This is a genomic window from Mesorhizobium sp. P2_E9 (assembly GCF_056403815.1).
Map to the genome: position 1 here is coordinate 302,098 of NZ_JBFUET010000009.1, position 15,207 is coordinate 317,304.

The 15,207-nt window shown below is 63.3% G+C and carries 18 protein-coding genes; 5 read left to right on the forward strand and 13 right to left on the reverse strand.

All coding sequences use genetic code 11. From position 1 onward, the window contains the following. Window positions 1–38: 38 nt before the first annotated feature. The 4 genes from AC1D05_RS17925 to AC1D05_RS17940 all read right to left on the reverse strand — a co-directional run bounded on the left by AC1D05_RS17925 (window position 39) and on the right by AC1D05_RS17940 (window position 3,165). Entirely contained in the window at window positions 39–992 is a 954-nt protein-coding gene (locus tag AC1D05_RS17925) for a lysostaphin resistance A-like protein (protein WP_477442544.1), read from the reverse strand. A 174-nt stretch (window positions 993–1,166) separates the two neighbouring features. After that, on the reverse strand, window positions 1,167–1,772 hold the full coding sequence (locus AC1D05_RS17930) for a DUF1236 domain-containing protein (RefSeq protein WP_477442546.1): 606 nt from the start codon (window positions 1,770–1,772) through the stop codon (window positions 1,167–1,169). Window positions 1,773–1,836: 64 nt separating this feature from the next. Beyond that, window positions 1,837–2,934: a zinc-binding metallopeptidase family protein gene (locus AC1D05_RS17935; RefSeq protein WP_477442548.1), complete on the reverse strand. Its 1,098-nt coding sequence runs from the start codon at window positions 2,932–2,934 to the stop codon at window positions 1,837–1,839. Window positions 2,935–3,024: 90 nt separating this feature from the next. Further along, a complete protein-coding gene (locus tag AC1D05_RS17940; RefSeq protein ID WP_477442549.1) occupies window positions 3,025–3,165 on the reverse strand; it encodes a hypothetical protein in 141 nt (46 codons plus the stop codon). Between the two features lie 145 nt (window positions 3,166–3,310). Between AC1D05_RS17940 and AC1D05_RS17945 the strand changes: the two genes are divergently transcribed. Then, complete coding sequence (locus AC1D05_RS17945; protein WP_475455681.1) at window positions 3,311–4,108, forward strand: lytic murein transglycosylase; 798 nt, start codon at window positions 3,311–3,313, stop codon at window positions 4,106–4,108. A 306-nt stretch (window positions 4,109–4,414) separates the two neighbouring features. Here AC1D05_RS17945 and AC1D05_RS17950 read toward each other — a convergent pair whose 3' ends face one another. Together AC1D05_RS17950 and AC1D05_RS17955 are read right to left on the reverse strand one after the other, a co-directional pair. After that, complete coding sequence (locus AC1D05_RS17950) at window positions 4,415–4,939, reverse strand: hypothetical protein (RefSeq protein WP_477442551.1); 525 nt, start codon at window positions 4,937–4,939, stop codon at window positions 4,415–4,417. A gap of 5 nt (window positions 4,940–4,944) precedes the next feature. After that, on the reverse strand, window positions 4,945–6,168 hold the full coding sequence (locus AC1D05_RS17955) for an argininosuccinate synthase (protein ID WP_477442553.1): 1,224 nt from the start codon (window positions 6,166–6,168) through the stop codon (window positions 4,945–4,947). Between the two features lie 304 nt (window positions 6,169–6,472). On the opposite strand from AC1D05_RS17955, the gene AC1D05_RS17960 reads away from it, so the two are divergent. Beyond that, window positions 6,473–8,527: a putative bifunctional diguanylate cyclase/phosphodiesterase gene (locus AC1D05_RS17960; RefSeq protein ID WP_477442555.1), complete on the forward strand. Its 2,055-nt coding sequence runs from the start codon at window positions 6,473–6,475 to the stop codon at window positions 8,525–8,527. Window positions 8,528–8,716: 189 nt separating this feature from the next. Next, a complete protein-coding gene (locus AC1D05_RS17965; protein WP_477442557.1) occupies window positions 8,717–9,358 on the forward strand; it encodes a LysE family translocator in 642 nt (213 codons plus the stop codon). Here AC1D05_RS17965 and AC1D05_RS17970 read toward each other — a convergent pair. Genes AC1D05_RS17970 through rlmN form a run of 3 tightly spaced genes read right to left on the reverse strand, consistent with a single transcriptional unit; the run spans window position 9,330 to window position 11,487 of the window. Then, window positions 9,330–9,812, reverse strand: a complete 483-nt coding sequence (locus tag AC1D05_RS17970; protein WP_477442559.1) for a hypothetical protein — start codon at window positions 9,810–9,812, stop codon at window positions 9,330–9,332. The genes AC1D05_RS17965 and AC1D05_RS17970 overlap by 29 nt on opposite strands. Then, entirely contained in the window at window positions 9,812–10,258 is a 447-nt protein-coding gene (locus AC1D05_RS17975; RefSeq protein ID WP_477442560.1) for a hypothetical protein, read from the reverse strand. Before AC1D05_RS17975 ends, AC1D05_RS17970 begins: the two co-directional genes overlap by 1 nt. Continuing rightward, window positions 10,255–11,487, reverse strand: a complete 1,233-nt coding sequence (gene rlmN, locus AC1D05_RS17980) for a dual-specificity RNA methyltransferase RlmN (RefSeq protein WP_477442562.1) — start codon at window positions 11,485–11,487, stop codon at window positions 10,255–10,257. The genes AC1D05_RS17975 and rlmN overlap by 4 nt, the downstream gene beginning before the upstream one ends. A gap of 360 nt (window positions 11,488–11,847) precedes the next feature. Here rlmN and AC1D05_RS17985 point away from each other — a divergent pair, with 360 nt between their 5' ends. Then, window positions 11,848–12,147 carry a hypothetical protein gene (locus AC1D05_RS17985; protein WP_477442564.1) on the forward strand — a complete coding sequence of 100 codons (300 nt, stop codon included), beginning with the start codon at window positions 11,848–11,850 and terminating at the stop codon, window positions 12,145–12,147. Window positions 12,148–12,454: 307 nt separating this feature from the next. Here the strand turns inward: AC1D05_RS17985 and AC1D05_RS17990 are convergent, their stop codons facing one another. The 3 genes from AC1D05_RS17990 to AC1D05_RS18000 form a co-directional block, all read right to left on the reverse strand. Beyond that, complete coding sequence (locus AC1D05_RS17990; RefSeq protein WP_475455703.1) at window positions 12,455–12,958, reverse strand: invasion associated locus B family protein; 504 nt, start codon at window positions 12,956–12,958, stop codon at window positions 12,455–12,457. A 274-nt stretch (window positions 12,959–13,232) separates the two neighbouring features. Continuing rightward, a complete protein-coding gene (locus tag AC1D05_RS17995) occupies window positions 13,233–13,595 on the reverse strand; it encodes a YkvA family protein (RefSeq protein ID WP_095202663.1) in 363 nt (120 codons plus the stop codon). Between the two features lie 157 nt (window positions 13,596–13,752). Next, window positions 13,753–14,046 (reverse strand): 4a-hydroxytetrahydrobiopterin dehydratase, encoded by a 294-nt coding sequence (locus tag AC1D05_RS18000; protein ID WP_477442566.1) that lies wholly within the window; start codon window positions 14,044–14,046, stop codon window positions 13,753–13,755. 104 nt (window positions 14,047–14,150) lie between these two features. Between AC1D05_RS18000 and AC1D05_RS18005 the strand changes: the two genes are divergently transcribed. Then, entirely contained in the window at window positions 14,151–14,669 is a 519-nt protein-coding gene (locus tag AC1D05_RS18005) for a low molecular weight protein-tyrosine-phosphatase (RefSeq protein WP_477442568.1), read from the forward strand. On the opposite strand, the gene thpR is transcribed toward AC1D05_RS18005, so the two are convergent. After that, a complete protein-coding gene (gene thpR / locus AC1D05_RS18010) occupies window positions 14,573–15,169 on the reverse strand; it encodes an RNA 2',3'-cyclic phosphodiesterase (protein WP_477442570.1) in 597 nt (198 codons plus the stop codon). The two genes, AC1D05_RS18005 and thpR, sit on opposite strands and share 97 nt — an antisense overlap. Between the last annotated feature and the right edge of the window lie 38 nt (window positions 15,170–15,207).

Here is a 15,207-nt window from a genome sequence, read left to right on the forward strand (position 1 = left end):
CAAGACAAGGGCCGGTCTGGCCGTCCTTTGCGTCGCAATCAGGCCGTGCTCTTGGCGTCCGAAAGCTTGGCCCCAACCCTCAGCGGCGAGGGCGGATGCAGCAGCAGCGCGATCGTCAGCAGGCTGCAGGCGATGCCGATAAGCGCGATGAGAATGGCATCCGACATCATCCAGCCCGGGCCTTCGAGGGGTCTGGCGGTGAACAGGGCGAAGGAGTTGTAGCTCTCCTGGTGCGAGATCAGCAGGAAGCCGGTCAAATTGTTGCCGAGATGGGCGCCCAGCGCCGCGCCGAGATTGCCGGTGGCGTAGACCACGAGCGTCAGCAGCAGCGCGAAAGCGGCGATCGAGACCAGCACGCAGGCGTTGATGGCGGGCGATGACGCGCTGCTCCAGTGCAGTGAGGTGAACAGCAGGCCGGGCAGCAGCGCCCAGATCAGCGGGCTCCTGAACCGGCTGGCCAGGCCGCGCAGCAGATAGCCGCGAAAAAGCACCTCTTCCGAGGACGTCTGCAGCAAGGTCAGCGCGACGATCGGGACCAGGAACAGCAGCCAGGACGACAGGCTGATCGTGCCACGCGCGATCCCCGGCTGCAGGAGGTAGAGCAGGATCTCTGACAGAGCCGAGGTGATCAGCACCGCGACCAGCCCCTTGAGGAAGTCCGGCCACGATACGCGGCGGCTGGCGCCGAGCAGCGCCGACAGCGGTTCGCCATGCACCCAGCGCATGGCGATCCACAGACCGATCCAGATGCCGGCGAAAGAGGCGAGCGCGCTGAGGATGCCGATCGGCGAGGCAAGGAAACCCTCCATGCCGGATGAAGCCGCCGATGCCTGCCAGGCAAAGAAGAGGCGGGTGCCGCCGAGCAGAACGGCCGCGGTGGTGGCGCCCCACAACACGACGACGATCAGCGTTCCCAGCGACAGACGCGGCAAGGTCGTCCTGGCGTTCGGCGACTGCCGATAGCGCTCGAAGGCAGTGTCGTCGATCGTCACGCAGAGTCCTTCGCCCGAATCCATCGCCTTTTGATCTAGCCGATGGCTTCGGGAATCGGAATCGCTATTCGTCAGGGATCAATGCGCAAACAGACACAGCACCCAGGCGTTGCTCGGGTGCCGCGGGCTGTCCCAGTTGTCGCCAGCGGTCGCGACCGCGACCGCTGGTCTCCGTCAACGCACCACGTACATGATGCGCCGCGTCTGCGGATCGATCAGCGCCGGCTGACCGTTCACATAGACATAGCGGTAGTTGTAGTCGGGAATTTCACGCAGTTCGACCGTGTCGGGCAAGGTCGCGCCCGTCACCACCTCGCCGTCGAGATAGACGGGGTCGAGGCGATGCGTGTCGACATAGGTGCGGACTTCGGCCGGAGGTGGTGGAAAGCCGTCCTCGGCCGGCTCGCCGGCGACGATCGCCCCGGTATAGTCGGTGGAATAATTGCCGATGTCTTCCGGCGGTGAGACGACGGCAACGGCGGAGCCGTGCGGACGCTGCGTCAGCACCACCCGGCTGCCGCTGAAATCGGCCGTCACATAGTCGGAATAGACCCAGCCCTGGCCGCCGGCTTCGGCGATGGTGCACCATTTGCTGTTTTCGATGCAGCCATTGAGCGTCGCCGACTGGCCGGCGGCGAGCACGCCGATGACCGGATATTGCGGACCCGGGCCGGCGCGCACGTTGAGATCGGTGACGGCCGAGACGGCGGTGTCGGCAAAGGCGGCGCCCGACATCACGGTCATCATCCCGGCGATTGCGGGAAACAATACGGATTTCATGGGTTTCTCTCCGTTTTCATGGTCCCTCGGGTTTGAAAACGGGGCAGCGGCGCATGCGTTCCGGCTAAAATGCCGGCGCCACCTCACGATTTGTTCCCGCCTCTTTCGGCAGACCGGTCAAAAGGTCGTGAACGAAAGCCAGTTTTCGCGCCGTCACGTCCGAAATGACGAAGGGATAGAGGTCGGGCAGGCCCATGCAGCGGTTGATCGAATTGGAGGCTTCCGACAGCACCAGCCAGCGGGCAAGGATCTTTTCGAAGGGCTCGGGCGTGTTGGCAGGTTCCGAAGGGGCGGCCTGCAGCTCACCGCCGGTGTCGCCTTGCGGCAAATCGTTGGCTTCCACCGTCTCCAGCCGACCGAGAGGGAAGTTCAGCGCATGGACCATCTCCAGCGTGTCGGTGATGTGCAAATGGTGGGCCCAGGTTTCGGCCCAATCCTCCCAGGGATGCGAGGTGGCATAGGCCGAGATGTGGTTTTGCTGCCAGTCGGGTGGCGCACCGTTGGTATAATAGGTCTTGAGCGCCTGTTCGTAATCGGCGCGATCGTCGCCAAACAGAGCGCGAAAGGCGTCCAGCCTTTGCGGATCGTCGCGGATCAGGCGGTCCCAGTAATAATGGCCGAGTTCGTGGCGGAAATGGCCGAGCAGCGTCCGATAATTCTCACCCATCTGGACGCGCCGCTTCTCGCGCTCGGCTGAATCGGCCTCGGCGACGTTGAGCGTGATCAGGCCATTGTCATGGCCGGTGAGGATGCGTTCGCCGCCAGGCCCGCCGCCGATCGGATCGGCGAGGAAGTCGAAGGCAAGGCCGATCTCGTCCGTCGGGCTCTGCTTGGGCGCTACCGGCAGGCCGAAGGCGAGCAGCGAATAGATGGCACGCTTCTTCGCCGCCTCGACGCGGATCCAGCGGCGGCGGTTGCCGTCGACGGAGAGATCGGGGATCAGCTGGTTCAGCACGCAAGCGCGGCAAAAACCCTGTCCCGGCTCGGCCATCCAGTTGCAGGCGCATTCATCGGCATTGGTGCACTGGAAGATGCCGTCCGTGCCCGCCAAGGCAAAGCGGGCATGCTCGGGATCGTAGAGCACAAGGCTGGAGCAGTTCAGACACTGCGCGTTCTCGAAGTAGAGACGGTGGCCGCAATGCGGGCAGTCGAACAGTTTCATGTCGGTCTCAATTCATCAGAAGAGGCACAGCGTCCATGCGGCCCGTGCCCAAACGCGAACCGCCGGCCGGCGTTCCGCATTGCATCGAGACTATTTCGCCGCAAGCTGGGCAGCGACCTGTCTGGCCACCGCTTCGCCCGACAGGCGCGCACGGCCGCAGGCCTGGATCAGCGGACCGGCGAGATGCTCGCCGGCCGCCGAGCCGGCGCCGACGACATCAACGTCTTCCATGGCTATTTCGACCCCGCCACAATAATCACTTGATCGTAGGCAAATTCCCCGGCATTCGCCAGCATTGTGCCGCAGACCGTGACAAGTGCGCGTTTCGCTGGCAAATTCGCAGATGGGACGTGAATCAGGCAACCAGGAGAACAACATGGCATTTCTTGCCAAGGGTAGGATTTTTGCGGCCGCGGTGGTGGCGGTGCTTGGGTTGGCGACGGGGGCGCAGGCGGCGGCCAGTTGTGGCAGCACCGGTGCCGGCTTCGATGCTTGGAAACCGGGATTCGCCGCGGAGGCCAAGTCCGAAGGTGTCGGCGCCAGGGGTCTGGCCGCGCTGGCTGGCGCCACTTACGCGACAAAGACGATCTCCGTCGATCGCGGCATCCACAAGGCTTTCAGCGGCTCGGTGGAAGCCTTCATGAAGCGCCGTGGCGGGGCGGCGATCATTTCCAAGGGCCGTTCGCTGAAAAAATCGAACGCGGCGCTGTTCAGCCAGATCGAAAGCAACTACGGCGTGTCGCCGGGTGTGTTGCTGGCCATCTGGGGCATGGAGACCGGCTTCGGTTCGTCCATGGGCAACCAGAATACTGTTTCCGCCATTCTGACGCTTGCCTATGATTGCCGCCGTCCGGCGTTTTTCCACCCACATGCGATTGCGGCCCTGAAGCTGGTTGATCGCGGGGCTTTGAGCGCCTCGTCGGTCGGCGCCGCGCATGGCGAGATCGGCCATACGCAGTTCCTGCCCGGGAATGTCCTGAAATATGGCGTGGGCAGCGGAAACCTGCGCGACAAAGCCACCGCGTTGGCTTCTACCGCCAATTTCCTCAAGGCCCATGGCTGGCGGCGGGGTGCCAGCGCTGCGGCCAATATCGGCGCAATTGCCGGCTGGAATGACGCAAACGTCTACCAGCAGGCCATCGTGCAGATCGCCACGGCGATCGATGGCGACTGATTGAAATCTCTATACCTTCTATTGTGACAAGAGCCCGGCCACGCGCCGGGCTTTTTTTGTTGATGGAACTGCCACGGACATTGGGGATTGGCCGCAGCCTCCCCAATGTCGTCATCCCAGGGCGAAGCAGGAGCGCAGCTCCGTCGCGGAGACCCTGGGATCCATGCCGTGACCTTTGCCACGGAGTGCAGCGGAGTGAAATTCTGCACCATTGCGGCGTTCCAGAGTCCCGGCATGGATCCTCGGGTCTGCGCTGCCTCGCTACGCTCCTTGCTCCGCCCGTGGATGACGAAGGATGTTTCCCGGCTAATCACCAACGTCAATCAGGTAGGAGCAGCCGGCCAGCGTCTTGCCGGGGTGGGTGCCGACGGTCGAGACATTGAGCGTGATGCGCGTGGACAGACTGACGCCGCCGGTGTCCTCGGTGCTTTCGGTCACCACCTTCTCGCCAAGGAATTTATCCGGCGTCGAGACCATCGCCAGGACCCCGAGCTGCCGAGCGAGGTCGGGCGCGGCGATGCCGTCAAGCACGGCCATCGGCCCTGTCGCGGTAAAGACGATTGTTCCCGTCTCGCGCCCGAAGACATGGACCGGGGCGGGCAGCTGATATTGCGCGAGGAAGGGATTGCCTGATGCAACGTCTTTCCATCCCAGCGTCTCCGCCGCACCGGGTCCGCCGGCCAGCCACAGGGCAAAGCCGTTATAGGCCGGCACGTCCGCCCTGCATTCAATCAGCGCGGCGAGGTCGAGAGAGGCGGGATCGAAATCCTCGGCCACGGCCGGCGTTGCCAGAAAAACCAGCAGCGCCAGGTGGCGACCAAGGCCATGCATCCGTGCTACTTCGCGCGGTTGCGCGCGGCAAGCGTGCGCAGCCTGAGCGCATTGAGGCGGATGAAGCCGGCGGCATCCTTCTGGTCGTAGGCGCCGCGGTCGTCCTCGAAGGTGACCAGCGCATCGGAATAGAGCGTCTTCTTCGACTTGCGGCCGGTGACGATGACATTGCCCTTGTAGAGCTTCAGCCGCACCGTGCCTTCGACGTCTTCCTGGCTCTTGTCGATCATCGCCTGCAGCATCAGGCGCTCGGGCGAGAACCAGAAACCGTTGTAGATGAGCTCGGCGTAGCGCGGCATGAACTCGTCCTTGAGGTGGCCGGCCCCCCGGTCGAGCGTGATCGATTCGATGGCGCGGTGGGCCACGATGAGGATGGCGCCGCCGGGCGTCTCATAGACGCCGCGCGACTTCATCCCGACGAAGCGGTTCTCGACCAGGTCGAGCCGGCCGATGCCATTGTCGCGGCCGAGATCGTTGAGTGCGGCCAGCATGGTCGCCGGCGACAGCTTCTTGCCGTTGAGCGCGATCGGGTCGCCCTTCAGGAATTCGATTTCGATCTCGGTGACCTTGTCGGGTGCATCCATCGGCGAAACGGTGCGCTGGTGGACGAATTCCGGCGGCTCGCTCCACGGATCTTCGAGAACCTTGCCCTCGGAAGACGAGTGCAGCAGGTTGGCGTCGACAGAGAACGGTGCCTCGCCGCGCTTGTCCTTGGCCACCGGAATCTGGTGCTGCTCGGCGAAGTTGATCAGGTCGGTGCGCGACTTGAACGACCAGTCGCGCCACGGCGCGATGACTTTGATGTCGGGGTTCAGCGCATAGGCGGAAAGCTCGAAACGCACCTGGTCGTTCCCCTTGCCGGTAGCGCCGTGCGCGATCGCATCGGCGCCGGTCTCCCTGGCGATCTCGACGAGGTGCTTTGAAATCAATGGCCGTGCGATCGAGGTTCCCAGCAGATAAGTGCCTTCGTAGACGGTATTGGCGCGGAACATCGGGAAGACGAAGTCGGTGACGAATTCCTCGCGCACATCGACGACGCGGATGTCCTTGATGCCCATCATCTCGGCTTTCTGGCGCGCCGGCTCCAGCTCGCCGCCCTGACCGAGATCGGCGGTGAAGGTGACGACCTCGGCGCCGAGTTCGGTCTGCAGCCATTTCAGGATGATGGATGTGTCGAGACCGCCGGAATAGGCAAGCACGACTTTCTTGACGTCTTTGGTCTTGGACATTTCTGCTCCGTCGATGGCGGACGCTTGGGGCTTGGGCGTCACGGATTGTCGGAGCGCCTTTTAGCAGGAACGGCAAAGCGAGCAAGCGCGCGGGGCCCCAGACTGCTGATCCAGCCTGCGACGGCGGGATCACGCCCCTGCGGAAACAACCCGGTACAATCATGGGCTGCATTTATGCCCAGGATTTAAGCAAGTTTTCATGTCCTGCCGCTAAATCAGCGGGACAGAGCTGCACTGGCCACGCGAGTGCCGAGGCGGCTTTTGCCCGTTCATTGCGGGTGTCCTCGGGCTTGGACCATTCCTGATGCGCGTTATATCATGCATCGTCACGGAGCATAATCTGTGGCTCGTCCTGCTGGCGGCGCTGGTGTGCGTCACCGGCTGCTGGGTGACGATCGGTCTCCTCGACCGCGCCAGGAAAACTGTCGGCGTGCAGATGCGGGGATGGCTGTTCCTGACCGCTGTCGCCGCTGGGTCCTCGATCTGGTGCACGCATTTCATCGCCATGCTGGCCTATCAGCCCGGCGCGCCGATCACCTTCGATCCGGCACTCACCATGATCTCGCTGGTCATCGCCATGGTTGGAACCGGGGCGGGCTTCCGCCTTGCCCTGGACAAAGGCCGCGGCCTGGCGCCGGAATGGGGCGGATGCGTCGTCGGGCTGGCGATCTCGGCCATGCATTATACCGGCATGATGGCCTATCACGTGGCCGGGATCGTCGAATGGGACGCCTTCTATATCGTCGCGTCGGTGCTGATCGCGATGGCATTCTCCGCCGCGGCGATCGGCCAGGCGGCGCGCAGGCCGTATCGCTGGTCGCACTATCTCGGCATCGGACTGCTCGTGCTGGCGATCGTCGGCCTCCATTTCACGGCGATGGCGGCGGTGGCGGTGACGCCGCTCTCCTTCATCACCACCGGCACCAATCCCGATATCCTCGAGGCGATGGCCGTCGCGGTCGCCGTGGTCGGCCTGATCGTCGCGGCCACCGGCTTTGCCAGCTACCTGATCGACGAACGCGGCCGGCTCGAGAGTTTCGAGCGGCTGCAGCATCTTGCCCTCAATGACTCGCTTACTGGCCTTGCCAATCGGGTCTCCTTCAACGACCGCCTCGACCATGAGATCGAGCGGGCGCACGAGGATCAGGACACGATGACCGCCGTCATCGTCATCGATCTCGACCGCTTCAAGGAAATCAACGACCTCAGGGGACACGCGGCCGGCGACCAGGCGCTCAAGATCATTGCCCGCAGGCTGGCGAAGCTGACCGGCGACGGCGAGTTCGTCGCCCGGCTCGGCGGCGACGAATTTGCCGCCATCAAGCGCTTCAAGGACCAGAACGAGCTGCTCGGCCTGGTGTCGCGGCTGGAAAAATCATTGTTCCAGCCGTTGCGGATCGACGATTTCGAGACCGTCACCGGCGCCAGCATCGGCGTCGCCGTCTATCCGCGCGACGGCGCCGACCGGGAGAGGCTGGTCAGCAATGCGGACCTGGCCATGTACCGGGCCAAGAATGACGTGACGCGGGCCGTCTGCTTCTACGAATCGGCCATGGACGAGACGGCGCGGGCGCGCCGCGCGCTGGCCACCGACCTTCGCCTGGCGATCGAGCGCGGCGAGCTCTCGCTGCACTATCAGGTGCAGACCTCGGTTGCGACCGGCGCCACTTGCGGCTACGAGGCGTTGCTGCGCTGGACCCATCCCGTGCACGGCATGGTCCCGCCGGTCGAATTCATTCCGATCGCCGAGGAGAACGGCTCCATTCTGCCGATCGGCGAGTGGGTGTTGCGCACCGCATGCCGGCAGGCGGCCTCCTGGGACAATGGCCACAAGATCGCGGTCAATCTGTCGCCGGTGCAGTTCGCCCATGCCGATCTCGCCAAGCTCGTCCACCAGATCCTGATCGAGACCGGCCTGTCGCCGAAGCGTCTCGAGCTCGAGCTCACCGAATCGACGATCGTCGCCGACAAGGTGCGCACGCTGCACGTGCTGCGCCAGATCAAGGCGCTGGGCGTGACGATCGCGATCGACGATTTCGGCACCGGCTATTCGTCGCTCGACACGCTGCGCTCGTTCCCGTTCGACAAGATCAAGCTCGACCGCTCCTTCATGGCCGACGTCGAGCGCAGCCCGCAGGCCAAGGCGATCATCCGCGCCGTGCTGACGCTGGGGCGCAGCCTCGACATTCCGGTGCTTGCCGAACGCGTCGAGACCCACGTCCAGCTCTCCATTCTGCAAGTCGAAGGCTGCAACGAGGCGCAAGGCTATTTCCTCGGCCGCCCCAAGCCGATCGATCAGATTCTGTTGCCCGGAGCGGCGGCTGTCGTGCTGGTCGAACTCGATCAGTCGGCGGCTTAGAGCAGTTCACCGTTTCACGGAAACGGCAAACCGCTCTAACTCTTTGTTTCAACGCAATTCCGGACGGAAAACCGTTTCACACTTTTCCTGGAATTGCTCTAGAAACCGGGCTGCTGCCGGGCGCCAACCTCGCATCTGGCGCCGGCGCGACGCATCTTGTATAGGCTCCGGGTCTCCCGGGTCCCTTCCATGTCCTTCATTCCCGACACTACCACGCTGATCCAGTTCGCCATCGCCACGGTCATCCTGGCGATCACGCCTGGTCCCGACATGACCTTGTTCGTCTCGCGCACGCTGAGCCAAGGGCGTGCCACCGGCTTTGCCTCGATGGCGGGTGCGCTGTGCGGCACGTTGATCCACACCACGCTGGTGGTGGTCGGCGTCTCGGCGCTGATCGTCGCCTCGCCGATGGCCTTCTTCGCGCTGAAGATTTTCGGCGCCGGCTATCTCGTCTTCCTGGCCTGGCAGGCGATCGCCAAGGGCTCGGCCTTTTCGCCGGAGAAGAAGACAGGTCCGCAGATCTCGCTGTTGCGCAGCTGGGCGGCGGGGCTCGGCGTCAATCTGCTCAACCCGAAGATCATCCTGTTCTTCATGACCTTCCTGCCGCAGTTCGTCTCCGCGCATGATCCGCACGCGCCGGGAAAGCTGTTCTTCCTCGGCGCCATGTTCATCGTGCTGTCGATCCCGGTGACGGCGCCGATGGTGCTGGCGGCGGAGAAATTCTCGGCGGCAATGAAGGCCAGCCCGCGCGTCACGCGCGTGGTCGACTATCTCTTCGCCGGCGTGTTCTCGGCCTTCGCGCTCAAGATCCTGACGGCCCAGGCGAAATAGAAGCGTTGTCGTCTTTCCACCAGCTTCCGGCCCAGCGCCCGGCACTCAGCCAGTAGAAGATGCCGCCGACCATGCCGCCGCCGATCACCGCCATGATGGCGCTGGTGTCGGTGACCGCGAAGGTGGACTCTTGGGCGTGGTCGACCAGGCCGAGGAAGACCGCCGCCACCACCGCACCCGCCAGCGCATAGTACAGCCAGTCGCGCCGGCCGAGGATTTCGGCGGCCAGGATGACGATTACCGCCGGCATGAAGGCGAAATAGGCAACGAACAAAGCGACGAAGGGGATCGAGAAATATAGCGAAGCCGTTGCCGTCGGGTGCGCGTGCTCAGGCGTATAGCCGAGCGAGGCCAGGAACAGGATGTTGAGGAAGGCGCTCGCCGCCAGCGAGGCGACGGCATAGCCGAACAGGATCATGGCAAAGCGCACGAGATAGGAGACGAAGCGGCCCATCACGGCTCTCGCTTCATAAGACGACCCGACCCGCGCCCAGCCAGAAGCCAGTAGACCCAACCGGCGGCGGTGCCGGCCGTGGCCAGGAAGCCGAGAAAGCCCGGATTGAAAACAAATCCTCCGGCCGAGCCCGGGACCAAAACACCAAAGGCGGTGGACGTGATCGCACCCGTGGCTGCGAAGTAGAACCATCCTCGCAGCGACCGCCATTCGGCGAAAACGATGGCAGGGCCGACGATCAGCAGGGCGCAGATCGCCACGGTCAATACGGCGAGCGGGAAGGAGCCCAGCCAGTCAAAGGTGAAAACCAGGGACCAATTGCCATACTCGATCCCTTCCAGAAGGGTGATCAGCAGCACAGGCACCAGGATTGAGGTCAGCACAGCGGCGATATAGCCGACGGCTATGATGGCGAAGCGCTTGAGCCCGGCGACGAGACGGCTCACGCCTCGCCGTGCCCCGCGATCATCATGGCTTCCAGCGCCAGCCGGTCGACCTTGCGCATGCGCTCGGAGTCCGACTTCAGCTGGCCGCAAGCAGCGAGGATGTCACGGCCGCGCGGCGTGCGGATCGGCGAGGCATAGCCGGCATTGTTGATGTAGTCGGCGAATTTCTCGATCGTCTCCCAGTCCGAGCACTGGTAGTTGGTGCCCGGCCACGGGTTGAACGGGATCAGGTTGATCTTGGCCGGAATGCCCTTGAGCAGCTTGATCAGGCCCTTGGCGTCCTCGATGGAATCGTTGACGTCCTTCAGCATCACATATTCGAAGGTGATGCGCTTGGCGTTCGACAGGCCGGGATAGGCGCGGCAGGCGGCGATCAGCTCTTTCAGCGGATACTTCTTGTTGATCGGGACCAGAAGGTCGCGCAGATCGTCATTGGTGGCATGCAGCGAGATCGCCAGCATGACGCCGATCTCCTCGCCGGTGCGGAAGATTTCCGGCACGACGCCGGAGGTCGACAGCGTGATGCGGCGCTTCGACAAAGACAGGCCGTCGCCGTCGGAAGCGATCAGCAGCGCTTTCTTCACCGCCTCGAAATTGTAGAGCGGCTCGCCCATGCCCATCATGACGATGTTCGACACTTTGCGGCCCTCGGCCGGCACGATGGCGCCGTCCGGCGTGTCGCGGTCGGGGAAGTCGCCGAGCCGGTCGCGCGCGGTGAGCAATTGCGCGAGGATTTCCTCAGCGGTCAAATTGCGCACCAGCTTCTGCGTGCCGGTGTGGCAGAACGAGCAGGTCAGCGTGCAGCCGACCTGCGAGGAGATGCAGAGTGTGCCGCGGCCTTCCTCGGGGATATAGACGGTTTCGATCTCGACCGGCCGGCCGGCGCCGCGCGGCGGAAAACGGAACAGCCATTTACGGGTGCCGTCGGAAGAAATCTGTTCCTCGACGATCTCGGGCCGCGCGACCGTAAAATGCTTGTCGAGCTCGGCGCGCAGATCCTTCGAGATGTTCAGCATGCCCGGGAAGTCGGAGACGCCGCGCACATACATCCAGTGCCAGAGCTGCTGGGCGCGCATTTTTGCCTGGCGCTCAGGCACGATGCCGGACGTGACGAGCGCCTCTGCGAGCTCGGCACGCGTCAGGCCGATCAGCGACGGCTTCTCGGGCGCGGCGCGGGCGCGCAACGCGTCACGGGCACCTTCAGTGGTGAGGTCGAAGGAAAGGGTCATGGTTGCAACTGATATAAGCGGTTTGCGGCTGATTTCATCATCGTGCCGGAACTGAAGCGCGGCGCATAGCACAGGTTGAGGGCGGAGTCATGCGGTGGCGGACACAACCCGAGTTGGCCGGCAGCGTTTCGATCGCGAATGTTCTGATCGACCGACGGTCTGTGCCATTTGAACCGAGAGTTCATCGGACCAACCAGTTTGTCGCACGGCAACAGCCCGCTACGACTGACTGGCAGCCTTGTGCCCAATCTTCCCGCCACGCGGGAGCCGATCACATAGTCGTGTTGACGTAACGATTCCCCTCTCGCCTTCGAAGCCTGAGGGGGGCGACCATGCCCTAGCAAAATGGGAGTATGCAGAATGAACTCGATCAAGCTCGCCGTCATTGCCGGTCTCGTCGGCCTTTCCACGCCGCAGGCTTTTGCCGAAGACGCAATGGGCACAATGACCATGATGAAAGGCGGGGAGGTGACGGCGATCATGCCGGACGGGCATATGGGCACCATGAAGCCGGACGCGAAGATGGGCGCCGAGATGATGAAGATGGCAAAGCCGATCAAGCACTGCATGATGATGATCACCGACGCCAAGGGCAAAGCCTACATGATCGATACGTCGACAAAGAAGGCTCAGGCCGAATGTGAAAAAATGGCTATGTGAGGACCTCTCTCCGTAGGGATCGCTCCCGCCTGCAGGAGCCGGCGGGAGCACCCTGCGCGCAGATCACTCAGGCATCGGGGCGTCCATGAACAGCCCTCCAAACCAGCCCGCACATGTCCAACAGCCGCGACCGGAGACGTTTGGCCGGGGCGCCTTTTTCAAGGGATCGCGTGTCCGCAAGTGATCGCCGCCCGGCACCTGCGCGAACGACGACGATCGCAGCCACATCCTGTCCTCAGGTGATGGTGGGCAAGCAAAAAAGGCCCGGCTTCGCGGCCCGGCCTTTTGCTTCAAAATGAGGCTTTGCCTATTTGCACTTGGCGATCGACGTCAGCGCCGCCGAAATGCCCTTCAGCGAGAAGACATAGGAGGTGGGATTGCCGCGGCCGGACTTCGCCGTCACCTTCATGTCGGTACCGGTCTTCATGGCGGCGATCAGCACCGGTTCCTCGGCTGCGTTCTCGACCCAGGCCGACTTGCCTTTCGTGAACATCGAGAATGACTTCTTGTCGATGGTGACGGTGGCCTTGGAGCCTTCCTGGAAGGTGTAGCCGGCAATGAACTGCGGCTCGTAGGACACCTGCTGTCCCGGCCGCTGGCTGACGAAGAAGAACATGTCGCCATGGTCGAGCGTCGGCGGTTGCTTGTCGGTCGGCACGGTGAGCACGTAACAGACCTTGCCGCCCGATGCCTGGTAGCTGTAGGTGCCCCAGGCATTGTGCTGGCCGATCTTGGTCGCCTGCTGCGCCAGAACAGGCGCTGCCGAAGCCACCAGGACCAGACTCGAAACCAGTGCTATCAATCCGCGCATCGTCTTTCCCGTATTCCAAATGGTGCGGAGGCGGGCCGCTTGGCGTCCTGCCGTCGCTTCATTTTGATTTAATCTGGGTTACCAAACGGTGAATTTCCTTCAACAAAAGGACGCTCACCCCAGGAAACCGCCGCCATTTCCGCGCCGCCGCCTTGTCAGCGGCCGGCGCGACGTCCCTTCGGCGACTTGGAGGCCACGAAAGCGGCAAGAGTTTGACTTTTTCGCCGGCCGCTGAACGCCTGGGATCCAGGGGATACGTGCCGGCTGAAGACGCTCAGCCCTTGTCGGCGATGGCGTCCTTGGCGGCCTGGCGATGCGCCGGCGTGATGTGGGCGCTGACGGCGGTGATCGCGGCGGTCAGCACGGCGATGTCGTCGGTGAAGCCGAGCCCGAAAATGAAGTCGGGGATGAGGTCAAAGGGCAGGACGAAATAGCCGAGCGCCGCCACCAATATGCCCTTGGCGCGCATCGGTGTGTTCTTGTCCATGGCGCAGTAGTAAGCGGCGACGACGTCTTCCATGAACGGGATCTGCCGTGCGGCCTTCTTGGCCGTGCGCCAGAATTTTTCGCGCACCTCGCTTTCGCCGCCGAGCTTGTCGCCAAAGCCAAAGAAATCAAAACCGGGTTGTTGCGCCATCAATCACTCCTTGCGGGTCTCATGCGCATCCTGGCGCATGCCTCGCGAGGGAAAATGTGGTGAAAGCTGAACCAAGCTACAAGATGCGGGGTGGTTCCTTGGCCTGAAAATCGGAATCCATCCTTGCCGCATTGCTGCGCCGACAAGTCTCCCGATGCTAACCAGCGTATGCGTTCATCTTCTTTGCCAGCGCTATGTCGAGCGCCGTGACGCCGCCGGCGTCATGGGTGTTCAGCGTCACGTCCACGGTCTTGTAGACATTTGACCAGTCGGGGTGATGATCCATCTTCTCGGCGGCCAGCGCGACGCGGGTCATGAAGGCGAAGGCTTCGGAGAAATTCTTGAAGACGAAGCTGCGCTTGATCGAGGCGCCGTCCGTGGCCAGCGACCAGTCGCCGAGTTCGGCAAGGGCGGCGGTGATGGCCTCCTTGCTGAGTTTTTCTCTCGTCATGATGATTTCCCGTGCTATCTCGAATTTGACCCTCACCATAATGCAACTCGCCCAGAAGTGCTTTGCGGTTTTAGGGTTCCAAATGCACAAACGGCGCATATCGAATGAGCATAAAGCCGATAAATTCCATTCTTTTCGTTTGTCTCGGCAACATCTGCCGGTCGCCGCTGGCCGAGGGCGTCTTTCGCGCCGTCTGGGCAGAGCATGGCTGGGGCCGGGATATCCAGCTCGATTCGGCCGCTACCAGCGGCTGGGAGGTCGGCTCGGCGCCTGATCCACGCTCGATCGCGATTGCAATGCGCCACGGCATCGACATTTCCGGGCAGAGGGCACGCAAGGTCAGGCCGGAGGATTTCTCCCGTTTCGACCTGATCCTTGGCATGGACCGTTCGAATGTCGCCGATCTCAAGGCGCTGGCGCCGACGGCGGCGCGGGACCGGGTGCAGCTCTTCCTGGAGTTCGCGCACGGACAGGCGCGCGACGTGCCGGATCCCTATTATGATGGGGCGGAGGCGTTTGCCGAAGTCTACCGCATGATCCGCGAGGCGTCGGAGGCGTTGGCGACGCGGCTGGCGGCACGCGCATCGGTGCCCGACAGCGGCCAGGCCTCCTCGACGATGTAGGGACCGCCGCCGACCGAATCGCGCGACGACATCAAGACGAAACGGCCGATGCGGAACGGCAGCGTCGAGAAATTGCCGCGCGCCGACAGATATTGGGCGACATCCAGCGGGGTCGAATTGCGCAGGCGCGCCAGCGTCACATGCGGCATGAACTTGCGTGGGTCGGCGGGGATGCCGAGCCGCTGGCAGATGCGTTCGATTTCGCCCTGAAGGGCGGCGAGATCGGGCGAAGCGGAGGCGCCGGCCCATACGGCGTGCGGCTTCTTCTGGCCGAAAGCGCCGACACCGGACAGTGTCAGCGAGAAGGACGGGCGGTGGACACGGTCGAGCGCATTGGCGATCTCATCGGCGACGTGACCGGGGACATCACCGATGAAGCGCAGCGTCAAATGGTAGTTTTCAACGTCGATCCAGCGGGCGCCTGGCAGGCCGCCCCGCAGCAGGGACAGCGAAAGGGCGGCGTCACGCGGAATTTCGAGGGCGGTGAAAAGACGCGGCATGATGAGCCTCCCTTCCTCGAATCGAACTGTCATCCCTA

Coding starts and splice junctions, on each gene's coding strand:
- rlmN (WP_477442562.1), bottom strand. CDS start 11,487: ATGACCCTTTCCTTCGACCTCACCACTGAAGGTGCCCGTGACGCGTTG.
- AC1D05_RS17995 (WP_095202663.1), bottom strand. CDS start 13,595: ATGGCGCAACAACCCGGTTTTGATTTCTTTGGCTTTGGCGACAAGCTC.
- AC1D05_RS17985 (WP_477442564.1), top strand. CDS start 11,848: ATGAACTCGATCAAGCTCGCCGTCATTGCCGGTCTCGTCGGCCTTTCC.
- AC1D05_RS17990 (WP_475455703.1), bottom strand. CDS start 12,958: ATGCGCGGATTGATAGCACTGGTTTCGAGTCTGGTCCTGGTGGCTTCG.
- AC1D05_RS18005 (WP_477442568.1), top strand. CDS start 14,151: ATGAGCATAAAGCCGATAAATTCCATTCTTTTCGTTTGTCTCGGCAAC.
- AC1D05_RS17960 (WP_477442555.1), top strand. CDS start 6,473: ATGCGCGTTATATCATGCATCGTCACGGAGCATAATCTGTGGCTCGTC.
- AC1D05_RS17945 (WP_475455681.1), top strand. CDS start 3,311: ATGGCATTTCTTGCCAAGGGTAGGATTTTTGCGGCCGCGGTGGTGGCG.
- AC1D05_RS17965 (WP_477442557.1), top strand. CDS start 8,717: ATGTCCTTCATTCCCGACACTACCACGCTGATCCAGTTCGCCATCGCC.
- AC1D05_RS17930 (WP_477442546.1), bottom strand. CDS start 1,772: ATGAAATCCGTATTGTTTCCCGCAATCGCCGGGATGATGACCGTGATG.
- AC1D05_RS17935 (WP_477442548.1), bottom strand. CDS start 2,934: ATGAAACTGTTCGACTGCCCGCATTGCGGCCACCGTCTCTACTTCGAG.
- AC1D05_RS17950 (WP_477442551.1), bottom strand. CDS start 4,939: ATGCATGGCCTTGGTCGCCACCTGGCGCTGCTGGTTTTTCTGGCAACG.
- AC1D05_RS17940 (WP_477442549.1), bottom strand. CDS start 3,165: ATGGAAGACGTTGATGTCGTCGGCGCCGGCTCGGCGGCCGGCGAGCAT.
- AC1D05_RS18000 (WP_477442566.1), bottom strand. CDS start 14,046: ATGACGAGAGAAAAACTCAGCAAGGAGGCCATCACCGCCGCCCTTGCC.
- AC1D05_RS17970 (WP_477442559.1), bottom strand. CDS start 9,812: ATGGGCCGCTTCGTCTCCTATCTCGTGCGCTTTGCCATGATCCTGTTC.
- AC1D05_RS17955 (WP_477442553.1), bottom strand. CDS start 6,168: ATGTCCAAGACCAAAGACGTCAAGAAAGTCGTGCTTGCCTATTCCGGC.
- thpR (WP_477442570.1), bottom strand. CDS start 15,169: ATGCCGCGTCTTTTCACCGCCCTCGAAATTCCGCGTGACGCCGCCCTT.